General features: G+C 65.6%; 15 protein-coding genes. 7 read left to right on the forward strand and 8 right to left on the reverse strand.

Annotated features, from left to right (window positions below; all coding sequences use genetic code 11):
- The first annotated feature begins 39 nt into the window (after window positions 1-39).
- The gene (locus IE122_RS06865; protein ID WP_189620373.1) at window positions 40-984 is read left to right on the forward strand and encodes a helix-turn-helix domain-containing protein; all 945 of its coding nucleotides are present in this window, start codon (window positions 40-42) and stop codon (window positions 982-984) included.
- A gap of 7 nt (window positions 985-991) precedes the next feature.
- Here the strand turns inward: IE122_RS06865 and IE122_RS06870 are convergent, their stop codons facing one another.
- Window positions 992-1,927 (reverse strand): ribose-phosphate pyrophosphokinase, encoded by a 936-nt coding sequence (locus tag IE122_RS06870; protein ID WP_189620374.1) that lies wholly within the window; start codon window positions 1,925-1,927, stop codon window positions 992-994.
- 214 nt (window positions 1,928-2,141) lie between these two features.
- Window positions 2,142-3,134, reverse strand: coding sequence for a class II fructose-bisphosphatase (gene glpX / locus IE122_RS06875; protein ID WP_189620375.1), 993 nt, complete (start codon window positions 3,132-3,134; stop codon window positions 2,142-2,144).
- Between the two features lie 105 nt (window positions 3,135-3,239).
- Between glpX and IE122_RS06880 the strand changes: the two genes are divergently transcribed.
- Complete coding sequence (locus IE122_RS06880; protein ID WP_229813858.1) at window positions 3,240-3,626, forward strand: hypothetical protein; 387 nt, start codon at window positions 3,240-3,242, stop codon at window positions 3,624-3,626.
- A 31-nt stretch (window positions 3,627-3,657) separates the two neighbouring features.
- Here IE122_RS06880 and IE122_RS06885 read toward each other — a convergent pair whose 3' ends face one another.
- Together IE122_RS06885 and IE122_RS06890 are read right to left on the reverse strand one after the other, a co-directional pair.
- A complete protein-coding gene (locus tag IE122_RS06885; RefSeq protein ID WP_189620376.1) occupies window positions 3,658-4,965 on the reverse strand; it encodes a homoserine dehydrogenase in 1,308 nt (435 codons plus the stop codon).
- A gap of 76 nt (window positions 4,966-5,041) precedes the next feature.
- The gene (locus IE122_RS06890; RefSeq protein WP_189620377.1) at window positions 5,042-5,908 is read right to left on the reverse strand and encodes a hypothetical protein; all 867 of its coding nucleotides are present in this window, start codon (window positions 5,906-5,908) and stop codon (window positions 5,042-5,044) included.
- A 345-nt stretch (window positions 5,909-6,253) separates the two neighbouring features.
- Here IE122_RS06890 and IE122_RS06895 point away from each other — a divergent pair, with 345 nt between their 5' ends.
- The 4 genes from IE122_RS06895 to IE122_RS06910 all read left to right on the forward strand — a co-directional run bounded on the left by IE122_RS06895 (window position 6,254) and on the right by IE122_RS06910 (window position 8,863).
- Entirely contained in the window at window positions 6,254-6,904 is a 651-nt protein-coding gene (locus IE122_RS06895; RefSeq protein WP_189620378.1) for a TonB family protein, read from the forward strand.
- A 69-nt stretch (window positions 6,905-6,973) separates the two neighbouring features.
- Window positions 6,974-7,753, forward strand: a complete 780-nt coding sequence (locus IE122_RS06900) for a MotA/TolQ/ExbB proton channel family protein (protein ID WP_189620379.1) — start codon at window positions 6,974-6,976, stop codon at window positions 7,751-7,753.
- A 117-nt stretch (window positions 7,754-7,870) separates the two neighbouring features.
- Window positions 7,871-8,404, forward strand: coding sequence for an ExbD/TolR family protein (locus tag IE122_RS06905; protein WP_189620380.1), 534 nt, complete (start codon window positions 7,871-7,873; stop codon window positions 8,402-8,404).
- Between the two features lie 24 nt (window positions 8,405-8,428).
- Window positions 8,429-8,863, forward strand: a complete 435-nt coding sequence (locus IE122_RS06910) for an ExbD/TolR family protein (protein WP_189620381.1) — start codon at window positions 8,429-8,431, stop codon at window positions 8,861-8,863.
- Window positions 8,864-8,948: 85 nt separating this feature from the next.
- On the opposite strand, the gene IE122_RS06915 is transcribed toward IE122_RS06910, so the two are convergent.
- From IE122_RS06915 to IE122_RS06930, 4 genes are all read right to left on the reverse strand, one after another.
- A complete protein-coding gene (locus IE122_RS06915) occupies window positions 8,949-11,429 on the reverse strand; it encodes a ligase-associated DNA damage response DEXH box helicase (protein WP_189620382.1) in 2,481 nt (826 codons plus the stop codon).
- Between the two features lie 115 nt (window positions 11,430-11,544).
- A complete protein-coding gene (gene pgmG / locus IE122_RS06920) occupies window positions 11,545-12,936 on the reverse strand; it encodes a phosphoglucomutase/phosphomannomutase PgmG (protein ID WP_189620383.1) in 1,392 nt (463 codons plus the stop codon).
- Entirely contained in the window at window positions 12,933-13,226 is a 294-nt protein-coding gene (locus IE122_RS06925; RefSeq protein WP_189620384.1) for a J domain-containing protein, read from the reverse strand. The genes pgmG and IE122_RS06925 overlap by 4 nt, the downstream gene beginning before the upstream one ends.
- Entirely contained in the window at window positions 13,223-14,044 is an 822-nt protein-coding gene (locus IE122_RS06930; RefSeq protein WP_189620385.1) for a division plane positioning ATPase MipZ, read from the reverse strand. Before IE122_RS06930 ends, IE122_RS06925 begins: the two co-directional genes overlap by 4 nt.
- A gap of 114 nt (window positions 14,045-14,158) precedes the next feature.
- On the opposite strand from IE122_RS06930, the gene panC reads away from it, so the two are divergent.
- Window positions 14,159-15,019, forward strand: a complete 861-nt coding sequence (panC, locus tag IE122_RS06935) for a pantoate--beta-alanine ligase (protein ID WP_189620386.1) — start codon at window positions 14,159-14,161, stop codon at window positions 15,017-15,019.
- The last annotated feature ends 37 nt before the right edge of the window (window positions 15,020-15,056 follow it).

Genomic DNA, 15,056 nt, shown 5'->3' on the forward strand with positions numbered 1-15,056 from the left:
ATTATTGCCAAAGTCATTCACACCCCCCATGAGCTTGGTATGCATCGCAAGAACAGACCTGCTTTTGACGATGCAGTATCCCCTGCAGAAGGGGTTACAAGCCGGGGCCAACCGCTATCGTACAATCGCGCGCCGGTGGCCGAACTGGCTCCATGGATCGCGCGCCTTTACGTAACCAAGGTTTCCGTCCCTGCGGACTATGTGCTGTCCTGCGGCCTGTTCAACGACTGGGCGTGCCTGCGCGTGCAACTGGCGGGAGAGTGGACGGCGCAGACCGCCGACGGCCTCCGCGCGCACGATCGCGCGGCGCTGCTGTTCGGTCCGCAAAGCCGGATCATGCCGGTGACGGTGAAGGGCAGCTTCATCAGCGTCGGCGCGTCCTATCGCCCCGGCGCGCTGCAGGCGATGAACGGCATCAAGGTGGGGGACTATCTCGACCGGCTGGAAAATGTCTGCACCATCACCGGCGAGGGCGATGCCCTGCTCGACAGCTTTGATCCACAGGACAGCCCCGAAAACTGGCTGCGTATTCTGGAAGGTCGTCTGCTGAGGCTGATCGAGCGTCGCCGATGCGCGCGGCCGGATCCGGTTTCAGCGCATTTCGAGAATATCATCCTGCGCGATCCGGCGATGACGGTCAGCGATGCCGCGCGCGAATGCGGGGTGGAACGCCGCCGGCTCGAACGGCTGTGCCACCGCGATTTCGGCATGGCCCCCAAGCAGGTCATGCGCCGCGCCCGGGCGATCGACATGGCCAGCCTGCTGCGCGGCGTTGCCGAACCGGAAGAGGGCGATCAACTGGCGCTTCGTTATTACGATGAAAGCCACCTCAGCCGCGAATTCACCGAATTCTTCGGGATGCCGCCGCGCCAGTTCATGGCAACGCCGCAGCCGATCCTGACGCTGGCACTCGAATCGCGTCAGGCGTACCGGCTGGAAGCGCTGCGGCGGCTGGAGCCGGGCGCAAGCCGGCCCTGGCAGTAAAGCCCGCTCAGTCGAACAGCGAGCTGACCGAGCTTTCGTCCGCGATCCGGCGAATCGCTTCGCCGATCAGCGGGGCAATGGTCAGAACCCGGATGCGATCGGAATTCTTGGTCGCGTCGGTCGCCAGGATCGAATCGGTGATGACCAGTTCCTTGAGCGCGGAGTTGTTCACCCGCGAGACCGCCGCGCCCGACAGGACGCCGTGCGTGATATAGGCTGTCACGCTCACCGCGCCGGCGTCCATCAATGCCTGGGCCGCGTTGCACAGGGTGCCGCCCGAATCGATGATATCATCGATCAGGATGCAGGCGCGCCCCTTCACGTCGCCGATGATATTCATCACTTCCGACTGGCCGGGCTTGTCGCGGCGCTTGTCGACGATGGCCAGCGGGGCGTTGTCGAGCCGTTTGGCCAGCGCGCGGGCACGAACCACGCCGCCGACATCGGGCGATACCACCATCAGCGACTGGTCGCCGTAGCGGGCCTGGATATCGGCGGCCATGACCGGCGCGGCATAGAGGTTGTCGGTCGGGATATCGAAGAAGCCCTGGATCTGGCCGGCGTGCAGATCAGCCGACAGGACGCGGTCGGCGCCCGCTTCGGTGATCAGGTTGGCCACCAGCTTGGCCGAGATCGGCGTGCGCGGGCCGGGCTTGCGATCCTGACGCGCATAGCCGAAATACGGGACGACCGCCGTGATCCGCTTGGCCGAGGCGCGGCGCAGCGCGTCGATGCAGATCAGCAGTTCCATCAGGTTGTCGTTCGCGGGGTAGCTGGTCGGCTGGACGATGAACACATCCTCGCCGCGCACGTTCTCGTGGATCTCGACGAAGATTTCCTCGTCGGCGAAACGGCGCACGCTGGCGTCGGTCAACGGCAGTTCGAGATAGCCCGCGATCGCGCGTGCGAGCGGCAGGTTGCTGTTGCCGGACATGATTTTCATGGCGAATCCCCGAGGCCCGCGTGCAGGCGTTTGATCGGTGAAGGCCTCTAGTGATGCGTCTTGGTAATGCAATAGAGGACGCCGGGTTTTTCGCAGCCATGGCGGGCCACGAACCGGCTCATCTCGCCCGGCATCGCTCCACGGCGAGCATGAAAAAGCCGGGCCGCGCCAGAGGCGGGCCCGGCTTTTCAGGACCGGCGTGTGATCTGAACGATCAGACGTCCTTGCCCTTGAGGTGCTCGCCCTTGATCCACCGGACGGTGCCCGAACTGGCGCGCATCACCACGCTTTCGGTGGTCATCTTGCCGGTCTTGAAGTGCTTCACGCCCTTCAGCAGCGAACCGTCGGTGACGCCGGTGGCAGCGAAGATGCAATCGCCCTTGGCGAGGTCTTCCAGCTTGTAGATGCGGTTGAGATCGTCGATGCCCCACTTGCGGGCGCGGGCGCGCTCGTCATCGTTGCGGAACAGCAGGCGGCCGTTGAACTGCCCGCCGACGCAGCGCAGTGCCGCCGCAGCCAGCACGCCTTCCGGCGCGCCGCCGGAACCCATGTAGAGGTCGATGGTGGTGTTCTCGTCCGTCACCGCGATCACGCCGGCAACGTCGCCGTCACCGATCAGCACGACGCCGCAACCCAGCCCGCGCAGTTCGGCGATCAGTTCCGCATGGCGCGGACGATCCAGCACGCACACGATGATGTCTTCGGGCTTCACGCCCTTGGCGGCGGCGACCGCCTGGACGTTTTCGGTCGGCGACTTGTCGAGGCTGATGATGCCTTCGGGATAGCCGGGGCCGACCGCCAGCTTGTCCATATAGACGTCGGGCGCGTTGAGCAGGCCGCCTTCTTCGGCAGCGGCGAGCACTGCCAGCGAGTTCGGGCCGGCCTTGGCGCAGATGGTTGTGCCTTCCAGGGGATCGAGCGCGATATCGATCTTGGGACCGCGCCCGGGGGCACCGCCGACCTTTTCGCCGATGAACAGCATCGGTGCCTCGTCGCGCTCACCCTCGCCGATGACGACGGTGCCGTCCATGTAGAGTTCGTCGAACGCCCGGCGCATGCCCTCGACCGCAGCGTGGTCGGCGGCCTTCTCGTCGCCCCGGCCGATGAGGTGAGACGCGGCGATGGCGGCGGCCTCGGTCACCCGGACGAGTTCCAGGACGAGGACGCGATCAAGGACTTTGCTTGCGGGAGTATTTGCTTCAGACATGATGTCTCCGGAAGAGATCCGAGGCGGGAAGGGTTTGGGACCGCTTAGACAGAGGAAACTGAATTGTCGAGAACTCGGCTCATTCTTTTCGCAAGTGCAGCAATAATGGCAGGGCCGGCGACGGCGCAAGTGACCGATGCTGACCGGGCGATCGCCGAAAACATGATGGGAACCGGCCGCGTCACCCCTGACAAGGTGCGCCGGCGCTGCGCCGAACCGGTGAAGCGCGGCGAGATCGTCGTTTGTGCCCAGGATGACAGCAGCAACCGGGTCGAATCGACCGCCCAGTCTGATCCCAACTCGCGCGAGGCGCTGGATAATGGCATGCTGCACACCCCTGACGTTGCCGGGGCCGGCATCTTCAAGGGCAAGAAGACCTTCGGGTTCGGCTCTGTCAACGTGCCGCTGATCATCGATCTGGCCGATATTCCGCCGCCGCCCAAGGGTTCGGACGCCGACAAGATCGCCAAGGGAGAGCTGCGCGCGCCCTGATCGGTTCGCGGTCGCTGCGGCGGGTCAGCGGTCAGGCCTCGATGATCTGCATCACCAGCGGCGCGGCCTTGATGCTGTCCGCGCCTTCGAGGATGCGCATGGCCTGCGTCACCGCCTGTTCGGGAACTTCGTGCGTCACCATTGACACGATCACGCTGCCCTCTTCCTCGCCGCGGCCCTTCTGGATCAGGCTTTCGATGGACACGCCGGTGTCGCGCATTGCCGCGGTGATCTCCGCCAGCACGCCGGGCCGGTCGGCCACCACGAAACGAATGTAGGAGCGGCCGACGCGGTGGCCGGTGGGGGCCGCTTCCATCGCTTCCAGTTCGCCGGCGGGCATGGAAAATGCAGCACCTTTTTCGCCGCGCGCGATGTCCATGATGTCGGCCACCACCGCGCTCGCGGTCGGGCCGTCACCCGCGCCTTGGCCCTGGAACAGCAGCCGGCCCATGAAGTTGCCTTCCGCCACCACCGCGTTGGTGGCCCCGTCGACATGAGCGAGCGGGTGGTCGAACGGGACAAGGTGCGGGCGCACCCGCTGGAACAGGCGCGGGGTGCCGTCGCTGCGGTCTATCCCGGCCATGCCGATCAGGCGGATCACATAGCCCAGCGAGTCCGCCTGGGCGATATCAGCGGCCAGGACACGCGAAATCCCCATGGTATCCACCGCATCGAAGCGCAGCCGCGAGCCGAACGCGATCGCCGCCAGGATCGAAAGTTTGTGCGCAGCATCGATGCCTTCGATGTCGAAGCTGGGATCAGCCTCGGCATAGCCCATGCGCTGGGCATCGGCGAGGACATCGGCGAAATCGCGCCCGGTATCCTCCATGGTGGAGAGGATGTAATTGCAGGTGCCGTTGAGGATGCCATAAACGCGGTCGATCGCATTGGCCGCCGCACCTTCGCTGAGGCCCTTGATGACCGGGATGCCGCCCGCCACGGCCGCCTCGAACTTCAGAGCGACCCCGTTCTGCTCGGCCGCCGTAGCCAGTTCGATGCCGTGATGCGCGATCATCGCCTTGTTGGCGGTGACCAGCGCCTTGCCGTTGGCGATCGTCTTGCGGCCCAGGGCCAGCGCCGGGCCATCGGACCCGCCGACGAGTTCGACCACCACGTCGACATCAGCGCGCTCGGCCATCGCCAGCGGATCGTCTTCCCATGCATAGCCGGAAAGATCGACCCCGCGATCCTTGGTCCGGTCGCGGGCGCTGACGGCGGTGATGCGGATCGGCCGGCGCGCGCGCCGCGCGATCAGTTCGGCATTGGTTTCGATCAGCCGGACAACGCCCGATCCGACGGTTCCCAGCCCAGCAAGCGCGACGTTCAGCGGTTCAGCCATGGTAATCCCTTTCGGCTGCGCGCCCTAAGCGAGCAGGCCGGGAATTGCCAGAGCCTTCGCGCGGCTGCGCGATCTATCAGGGTATCGTCGGCAGGGTGCGAGTACAGACCCCTAGTTCGCCCAGCACCATGCGATAATCCGCGTCCGCCTGACGGACCGAGGCATAGCTTTCCGACACATTGAGCGCGGGCGGCAGCACGTTGGGCAGGAAGCAGGCCAGGCGATACCAGCCTAGCGTATCGCGCTGCGGCGGGTGGCCCAGTTCGGCCACCAGTTCGGAGAAGGAGACGCCCCAGACCGGCGCTGCGCCCGGCTCATGATGAACGGTGATCGATGCGGCGGTGCCGGACTTCGTTGTCAGGAACACCTGCGTCTCGCCCTGGCCGGCAAGATCGCCGGGAACGTAAAGCAGTTCACGTACTCCGGTGACTTCAGCCGGGGCGTCGGGCGCGGCCAGATCGGCGAGGATCTGGCGCACCTGCTGTTCGCGCACTTCGCTCCAGGGCAGTTGGGCTGCCGATGACAAAAGCTGGATGTCGGCGGGGCGGCCCGGCACCGGCAGCGCGAAGAGCAGCACTTGCGCTTTCTTCAACTTCGGCGCCCGGCCGCGCGCATCGAGCGGCAGATCGACAAGGTAGTTTACTGATTCGCCGATTGCCGTCTTGCCGGCCAGCAGGGCCTGCGTATCGGCCTCGATGTAGAAGCGTCCCAGACCCGGAGCAAGGTCGGGCGCACGCTGCCGTGGCACCTCGGTCATGCGCCTGATGGTGGCCTTGATGACCAGTCCCGATGCCGCCGAAAGATCGACCAGATCGGCATAGGAAAGCCCTTGGGCAGCCGCCTGGGCAGCCGGCAGGACCGGCTGGGCAAAAGCGGGCCCCGTCGCAAGAGTGGCGGATAAGCCGAGGAAAATGCTCGATAGGACGGCTTTGCTGCGCACCATATCCGACGATCTCCGTGAAAAAACTTAGTTACCTTATAATCATCACGCTGCAGAATGGGAAACCATAGCCTGCCGAGTTCGCGCCCCGGGGGCTGAATTTCCCGTTAACGCGGCTGACGCCGATAAGGCGTTGCACGGGTGGGGCATCGCCGCTAAGGAAACTCAAAAAATGGGGCGATAAAAACGCCTCCAACGGTTCCTTGCTCATTCAGCGCGCAGCGAGCGGGGTGATCGTCAGCCGTCAGGGTGGGTACAATGTGTTTCGTCATGGGCTCCGATTTCGGTCGGGGGCCGTGGGCGCCCCGGATGTCTGTCCGGGGCTTGATTATGGAGTGATGCGTCTGAATGGCTTACGCTGACCAGCAAATGAGCGGCAACAAGGTTGTCGCACTTGTCATTGTCGCGTTGATCCACGTCGTCGTGGGCTATGCCCTCGTGACCGGCCTCGCATTTGAGGCCGCGAAGAAGGTCATCGCCAAGGTGACGACCGTGGACATCGAGGAAGAGAAGCCGAAGGAGGAAGAGCCACCGCCGCCGCCTCCCAAGCAGGATCAGGCGCCGCCGCCGATCGTGGCACCGCCCCCGCAGATCAACATCGCCCCGGCCCCGCCGGTGGTGCAGACGGTGACGGAGGCTCCGCCGCCGCCGCCCGTGTTGATTCCGACGGCTGCTCCGCCGCCGCCGCCCCCCGCGCCGTCAAAGGCGAAGGGTGCAAGTCCCAAGGGCCAGGCAGGCTGGGCTTCGCGCATCCAGGAAAACTATCCGACCCGCGCTGCGCGCGACAATATCGAGGGCCGCGTCGGTGTGCGCGTCACCATCGGTCCGGACGGACGGGTTTCCGGGTGCTCGGTTTCCAGCTCCAGCGGCAACAGCGATTTGGACTCGGCCGCGTGCGACGGCATGACCCGCTATGCGCGGTTCAACCCGGCGCTGGACGATGCCGGTAGCCCGACCTCGGGCTCCTACTCGACCGCGATCGTCTACAAGCTCAACTGATCCAATTGGCCAGCGGCCAGGGCTGCGGCCCGGCCACCATCCTGCATTCTTCTTGAGAGGAATTTTCGCATGCTTATCACTAATATCCTTGCCGCCGCCGGCGAAGCGGCACCCCAGAACAAGTTCGGCTTCATGGAAATGATGTTCCCGGGCGGGGAACCGAACTACATCGCGCTCGCGGTCGCCGCGATCCTCGCCATCATGTCGTTCGGCTCGTTCTACATCCTGTTCACCAAGTGGATGGAACAGTCGAAGATCCTGAAGCAGTACGAAGGCGTCCGCACCACGTTCTGGCGCGCGCCGACCCTGCGCGAAGGTGCCACCAAGCTCGAGAAGAACAGCGCCTGGCGCCAGCTCGTCGACGATGGTCTCTCGGCTGAAGACCAGCATGCCCGCATGACCGACGCTCTTGAAGCGCACGACTGGATGCACAACTCGCTGTCGCGCTCGGAAGCGTCGATCAACGCGCGTCTGGCCGCCGGTCTGCCGTTCCTCGCCACCGTCGGCGCTACCAGCCCGTTCATCGGTCTGTTCGGTACCGTGGTCGGCATCTACCGCGCGCTGATCGCCATCGGTCTCGCCGGTTCGGCCTCGATCGACAAGGTCGCCGGTCCGGTTGGTGAAGCTCTCATCATGACCGCCATCGGTCTGCTCGTCGCCGTTCCGGCGGTGCTCGCCTACAACTACCTGCAGGCTCGCAACAAGCGCATCGCCGAACTGCTGACCGGCTTCTCGAGCGACGTGCTGGCCAACATCAGCTCGAAGGGTGCCGTCAAGCCCGCCGCTGCGGCTGCTCCGGCTGCCAAGCCTGCTGCTCCGGCGAAGCCCGCCGCTCCGGCCAAGCCGTAATCGGTTTGCGGGAAGGACGGCGCAGTCCCGCGCCGCACTTCCCGGGCAAGAGGAAGGGACCGTGCGCATGCCGCGGTCCCTCCCCTCTCAAGGCAATGCAAGGATTAGGATAAGACTATGGCGATATCCAGTGGCGGAGGCGGTGCAGAGACACCGATGTCCGACATCAACACGACGCCGCTCGTCGACGTCATGCTGGTGCTGCTGATCATCTTCCTTATCGCGGTTCCGGTCGCGATCCAGACGATCGAAAAGCTGCGTATCCCGGTGTTCGCGTCGGTTGAATCGAAGGACAAGGTCGAAAACCTGCTCCTCACCGTTTCGACCACCGACAACGCCGGGCGCAGTGCCGGCGAGCCCGGCTTCGAAGGCGCATCGCGTAACGGCGAATGCCGCGTCTACTTCAACAACATCACCCCTGTCAGTTCGTCGGAACTTCGCGACCAGGCGTTCAAGCGCCTTGACGCGATCGTGAAGCGCGCGGGCGGTCCGGAAGCCATGATGAGCAACCCGGATCTCATTCCGCAGGTTCACATCCGCGGTGACGTCAACGCCCCGTGGCGTTGCATCGCCGGGGCGATCTACAACGTGCAGATTTCGGGCTATCCGACGGTCGGGTTCATCTCGAACGCCGTCGATCCGAACGGCTGACGCGCAGGAAAGGAGTAACTTCCCATGGCAATGTCAGGCGGCAAGGATGATGGCTCGCCGATGATGGAAATGAACACGACGCCGTTGATCGACGTCATGCTCGTTCTCCTCATCATGTTCATCATCACCATCCCGGTTGCGACGAACTCGGTCGATATCGATCTTCCGCAGGCAACCCCCCCAACGACTCCGCCCCCGCCGATCGATCCGGTGCGGAACAAGGTTACGATCTCGGTGGACAACAAGATCCTCTGGAACGGTAACCCCATCAACCCCGAGCAGCTCCTCACCACGCTCAAGGACAGCACCAAGCTGCCCACCGAGCCGGAACTGCAGTTCCAGCCCGATCCGCAGGCCAGCTATGACCTGTCGGCCAAGGTGCTGAACATCATCAAGTTCTCGCAGGTCACGAAGTTCGGCTTCGTGGGCAACGAACAATTTTCGGAATTCAACAAGTAAGTTGGATTACCGGATAGTCCCGCAAGGGACAGGGAGAGGGGCGGAGCGATCCGCCCCTTTTGTTGTTTGATCCGCCCTTCCAGCTTCAATCGCCCTCGGCAGGTTCCGCCGGATCGAGCCGCATCGCCTGCGCGGCCAGCGATTCCGCTTCCTCCAGCAGGTCGTCGTCCGCCGCGCCTGACGGCAGGCTTTCGCGGCCGATCATCGATAGCGCAGGAACCGCCAGCGGGCTGATCCGATCAAGCAGGACATGGTCCACTTCTCGTGCCGCCCGGTCCAGCACGTCGGCGACGCGAGCGACATCGGTCAGCCGGGATCGGGCGTCGGCCCAGGCCGCTTCGATCAGAACGTGATCCGGTTCGTACTTGCGCAGCACATCGAAGATGAGGTCGGTCGAAAAGGTTACCTGCCGCCCGGACTTGCGCCCGGACCGCCCTTGGCCGGGCTGCTGGCGTTCCACCAGCCCGGATATCACCGCCACTTCGCGAAACGCGCGGCGCAGCAGATAGCTTTGCTGCACCCAATCGACGAATTCGTGCGCCAGAATGTCGGGTGAAAGAAGGGCGGCAGGATCGTCCACCGGGCGCAGTCCCCAGACCACCAGCGTATAGTCGGTCGCAACGAAGCCCAGCGGCCCCAGCCCGCGATCCTCCATCCGCCGGGTCACCAGCATGCCGAGCGACTGGTTCGCGTTCCACCCCTCGAACGTATAGAACGCGGTATAGGCCAGCCCCCGGTGCGGGAAGCTTTCGACCAGCAGCCGTCCCGGCGCAGGCAGGTGCGACCGCCAGGCCTGCACTTCCAGCCATTCGCGCACGTCGTCGGGGAACCGCGCCCAGCCCGCAGGGTCGGCCAGCATGGCACGGACGCGGTCGGCAAGGTGGGTGGAGATCGGCATGCGCTGGCCCATGTAGCTGGGAATGGTCGCCGAACTGCGCGCGGCGCGAACCACCAGCTCCAGATCGCGCAATGCTTCCACCTCAAGGTCCATCCCGGCAAACCGGAAGGTATCGCCCGGCTTCAGGCTGGCGCCGAAGTTCTCCTCCACCTTGCCGAGCGAGCGGCCGTTGCGGAAGCGCACGTCGAGCATCTCGGCATCGACGATGATCCCGGCGTTGATGCGGTGACGGGCGGCAAATTCCGGGTGGGCCAGCCGCCATGTCCCGTCCCGCTCGCGCACGATCCGGCGAAACCGGTCGTAGGACCGCAGCGCATATCCGCCCGTCGCCACGAAATCGAGAACCCGGGCGAGGACCGCGCCGTCCACCCAGGCATAGGCCTGCGACGATCGCAGTTCGCCCAGCAGTTCGTCCTCGCGGAACGGCCCGGCGCAAGCCGTTGCCATGACATGCTGCGCCAGCACGTCGAGCCCGCCGGGGCGAAACGGATCGCCGTCCCGCTGGCCCTGGTGGACGGCTTCGCGCGCGGCGAAGGCTTCGAGGAACTCGAAGCGGTTGCCCGGCACCAGCAGCGCCTTGCTCGGCTGATCCAGCCGGTGGTTGGCGCGCCCGATCCTTTGCAGCAGCCGTGATGATCCCTTGGGTGCACCCATCTGCACCACCAGGTCGATATCGCCCCAGTCCACCCCCAGATCGAGGCTGGCGGTGCAGACCAGCGAGCGCAGTTCGCCCCGCGCCATCGCTCCTTCCACCTTGCGCCGCGCTTCCTTGGCGAGCGAGCCGTGGTGTATGCCGATCGGCAGGTTGCCCTCGTTCGCATCCCACAGACACTGGAAGATGTACTCGGCCAGGAACCGGGTGTTGGTGAAGATCAGGGTGGTGCGATGCGCTGCGATCTGGGCGATGAGCTGCGGGATCGCCCAGGTGGCGGCGTGGCCGCTCCACGGCACCCGTTCCTCGTCCGGCAGCAGGATTTCCACATCGGGCGGCGCGCCCGGCTCGCCCTCCACCAGGGCAACGCTGTCGATATCGCCCCACGGAGCCAGCCAGCCGCGATAGCTGTCGGGATCGGCCAGCGTGGCCGACAGCGCCACCCGCCGCAGTCCGGGAGACAGCGCCTGCAACCGGGTGAGCGCCAATGCCAGCAGATCACCGCGCTTCCCCGTGGCAAAGGCATGGACTTCATCGATCACCACCCGTTGCAACCCGGCGAACATCGCCGGTGCCTCCGGGTAGCTCAGCAGCAGCGAGAGCGATTCGGGGGTAGTTAGCAGGATGTGCGGCGGCTTGGCCCGCTGCCGCGCCTTGCGATCGCTCGGCGTATCGCCGCTGCGGCTCTCGATGCGGATCGGCAGCCCCATGTCCTCGACCGGGGTCAGCAGATTGCGCTGGACGTCATGCGCCAGCGCCTTGAGCGGGGAGACATAGAGGGTGTGCAGGCCATCGGGCACCGGTGTTTGGACGGTGCGCGAAGGGCAGAACGCCGCCAGCGTCGGCAGGAACCCGCCCAGTGTTTTGCCCGCCCCGGTATCGGCCACCAGCAGGGCGTGCAGGCCGGCATCGTCCGCCGCCAGCATCTCGCTCTGGTGGTGACGCACCCGCCAGCCCCGGCCAGTGAACCAGTCTGTGATCTCCGGCGGAAGAGAGGGCGGGGTGCGCGAAACCATTGCTCGCAACGTGGCCCTGCCGCCGGGTTGCGGCAAGGGCGGCGTGAACTTGCCCGTCGAACTACACCCGCTCTGACGAACGTCCGCGACGATGCATCGCACCAGGACTGCAGCGTTATGACCCGCGCTGCAGGCGGGATAGGGCGAGTTGCCGGTCGATCTCTGCCAGCAAGCGTTCCAGCCCTGCGGCAGTGTCGCTTTCGGCGCGGGCGGTGAGCAGATCCTGCGTGTTGGATGCCCGCAGCAGCCACCATCCGTCTGCAGTGGTTACCCGCACGCCGTCGATGTCGATTATCCGGGCCCCGCTGGCCATCAGCCGCTGCTTCACCTCGTCGATCGCCGCGAACTTGCGTGCTTCATCCACCTGGAAGCGCAGCTCCGGCGTGTTGAACATCTCCGGCATCGCCGCGCGCAGCTCGGTGACCGACCGCCCCAGCCGCGCGGCCGCAGCGATCAGGCGGACGGCGGCGTAAAGACCGTCATCGAACCCGTAGTAATCGTCCGCGAAGAATATGTGGCCGCTCATCTCGCCCGCCAGCGGGGCCCCGGTTTCCTTCATCCGCGCCTTGATGAGCGAATGGCCGGTCTTCCACATCAGCGGGGTGCCGCCGTGCCGGGCAATGCTGTCGAACAGCGCGCCGGATGCTTTGACGTCGGCGATGACCGTCGCGCCGGACAACCTGCGTAGCAGGTCTTCGGCGTAGATCATCAGCAACTGATCGCCCCAGATCACCCTGCCCAGGCCGTCCACCGCACCGATGCGATCGGCATCGCCATCGAACGCCACGCCGAAATCGAGGTGTTCGCGCGCGACCAGTGCCTTCAGGTCCGCAAGGTTTTTCTCCTCGGTCGGATCGGGATGGTGGTTCGGGAACGTGCCGTCCACTTGCGTGAACAGCAGGTGGTGCTCCCCGGGCAGGCGCGCCGCCAGCCGTTCGAGTGCGGGCCCCGCAGCGCCGTTGCCGGCGTCCCAGCCGATCCGCAATCCTGCGAGCGCTTCGGGTGCGATGCCGTGCAGACCCGCCAGGATGCGATCCACATAGGCTTCCAGAACTTCGCGCCGTTCGTTCGACCCCGAGCCCTGTTCCCAGTCTCCCGCAGCGGCCATTGCCCCCAGCGCGGCGATCTGAGGGCCGAAAAACGGCCGACCCATCAGCACCAGCTTGAAGCCGTTGTGATCGGCAGGGTTGTGGCTGCCGGTGATCTGGATACCGCCCTGGACATCGGCCGCGGTCGCTTCGGCGTAATAGAGCATGGGCGTTGGCCCCATGCCGATCCGCACCACATCCACCCCGCTTGCGTTCAGCCCTGCGATCAACGCCGCTTCCAGCAGTGGCGAACTGACCCGACCGTCATAGCCTACCGCCACCTTGCGCCCGCCGGCGCGGCGCAGCACGGCGGCGAAGCTGCGGCCGATGGCGTGGGCATCATCCGGGCCGAGCGTTTCGCCGACGATCCCGCGAATGTCGTATTCGCGCAGGACGCTGGGATGGAAGCGGTGGCTCATCCGTCCGGTTGCGGGCGGTCGTCCAGCTCCGCCAGGATAAGGTCGCGGGCGGCGTTCACTTCATGGACCTGTTCGCTGCTGCCGCCCCGGTCCGGGTGAACGGCGGCAAGCGCCTGGCGATGCGCTTCGACCACTTCGCGGCGGCTGGCGGCCGGGGCGATGCCAAGGCGGGCCCGCGCCTGCGCCAGGTCCCGGCCGTGGGACAGCCGCCGGGCCGATTGCCAAGGCCACCGCGCGTTGATCAGCCGGTAGAGGATGCACAACAGGACGATGAGCCAGACGAGCTTCATGCGCTGGCGACAGCCTCCGCCGCATCGAACGAGTGGAGCTGGCGGTTCGGCATCGGCAGCTTGAGCCCGCTGACCAGCGAGCGCAGTTCCTGCCGCGCCACCAGATGGCTGGTGCCCAGTTCGCCCAGATGGCCCTTGTCCAGCAGGGTCAGCCCCGATGGAAACAGCTCACGGAAGATGACGCGTTCGGACAGGCCGCTGGCGATGCGGAAGCCGACCCGGCGCGACAGTTCGGTCAGTGCGCCTTCAAGGCGGCGCATGTTGCGCGCCTCGACGTGCTGGACGCGGTTGCGCACCACTACCCAGTCCATCTCGCGCCGCCCTTCGGCCAGCGTCTTCTGGCTGCGCTTCTTGCGCGCGTCCCAGATCAGTTCGGCATAGAACGACAGCTTGCGCACCCGGAACGTCTCGCTCTCCACCTGCCCGATCAGGTCGAAATCGACGAAGCTGTCATTGATCGGGGTGACGAGGGTATCGGCCGATGCGGCGACGTGGCGGGCCAGCTTGTCATCGCGGCCGGGGGTGTCGAAGATCAGGAAATCGTACCCGTCCGAAATCGCCTCGGCCAGGTCGTCGAGTTCGGCGGTATCATCGCCGTCGTAGACCGCGAAGCGGGTGCCGGGCAGGGCGATCTCGCGGCGCTGCTCGGTTTCCACGCGGTTTTCCATGTAGCGGAAGAACGTGCGCTGGCGCGGATCGAGATCGATCGCGGCGACGTTCGCCCCCTGATAGGCAAGGGCGATGGCAACGTGAACGGCGGTGGTGGACTTGCCGGTGCCGCCCTTTTCGTTAGCGAAGACGATGCGATGGGCTGTCACGGGTTTTCTGGTGCCTTCTTCGGCTGGAATTGTCCATTGCCCGGCGGGGCACCTCGCGGCTAGGGCGATGGGCATCTGCCGGTCAATCCCATCATATCGGAGCAGTCCCGAGCAATGCAAATCGTCCACAGCCTTGATCCACTGCGCAGTGCGGTTAACGCGCTGCGGCAAGCCGGCCCGCTCGCGCTGGTGCCGACCATGGGCGCGCTCCATGAAGGCCATCTGACACTGGTTCGCGAGGCGCGGCGGCATGCCCGGTCGGTGGCGGTATCGATCTTCGTCAACCCGCGCCAGTTCGGCGCGGGAGAGGACCTTGATGCCTATCCTCGCCAGCTTGAACGCGATTGCGCGCTGCTCGCGGGCGAGGGGGTCGAACTGGTCTGGGCCCCCACCGCAGAGGCGATGTATCCGCAAGGCTACGCCACGAACATCTCCGTTTCCGGCGTCAGCGAAGGGCTGTGTGGCGGCAGCCGGCCGGGACATTTCGACGGGGTGGCCACTGTCGTGTGCAAGCTGTTCAACCAGGTCCGGCCGGATGTCGCGCTGTTCGGCGAAAAGGACTGGCAGCAACTTGCCGTGATCCGCCGCATGGCCCGCGATCTTGATCTGACATTGCCGCATGTCGATGCCATCATCGGCGTCCAGACCGCGCGCGAGGAGGATGGCCTCGCCCGCTCGTCGCGCAATGCCTACCTGACGCCGGAACAGCGCGGCCAGGCTGCCAGCCTGCCTGCGGCGATGCGCAAGGCGATCACCGCGATCGAAGGCGGCGGCGCGGTGGACGCCGCGCTTGCGACGCTTGCCGACGACCTGCTCGCCGGCGGCTTCGCCTCGGTGGACTATGCGGAACTGCGTGACGCACAGGCGCTGGCAAAGCTGGACAGCGCGATTGATCGCCCGATGCGCCTGCTAGTGGCGGCGCGGATCGGCAAGGCGCGGCTGATCGATAACATGGCAGTCGTCACACGCACCTAAGCCGTGAATTCATAAAAGGTGCCGGTGCCTCAGCCAT

Origin of the sequence: Novosphingobium colocasiae, from assembly GCF_014652555.1 — a bacterium.
Classification (GTDB): Bacteria; Pseudomonadota; Alphaproteobacteria; order Sphingomonadales; family Sphingomonadaceae; genus Novosphingobium; species Novosphingobium colocasiae.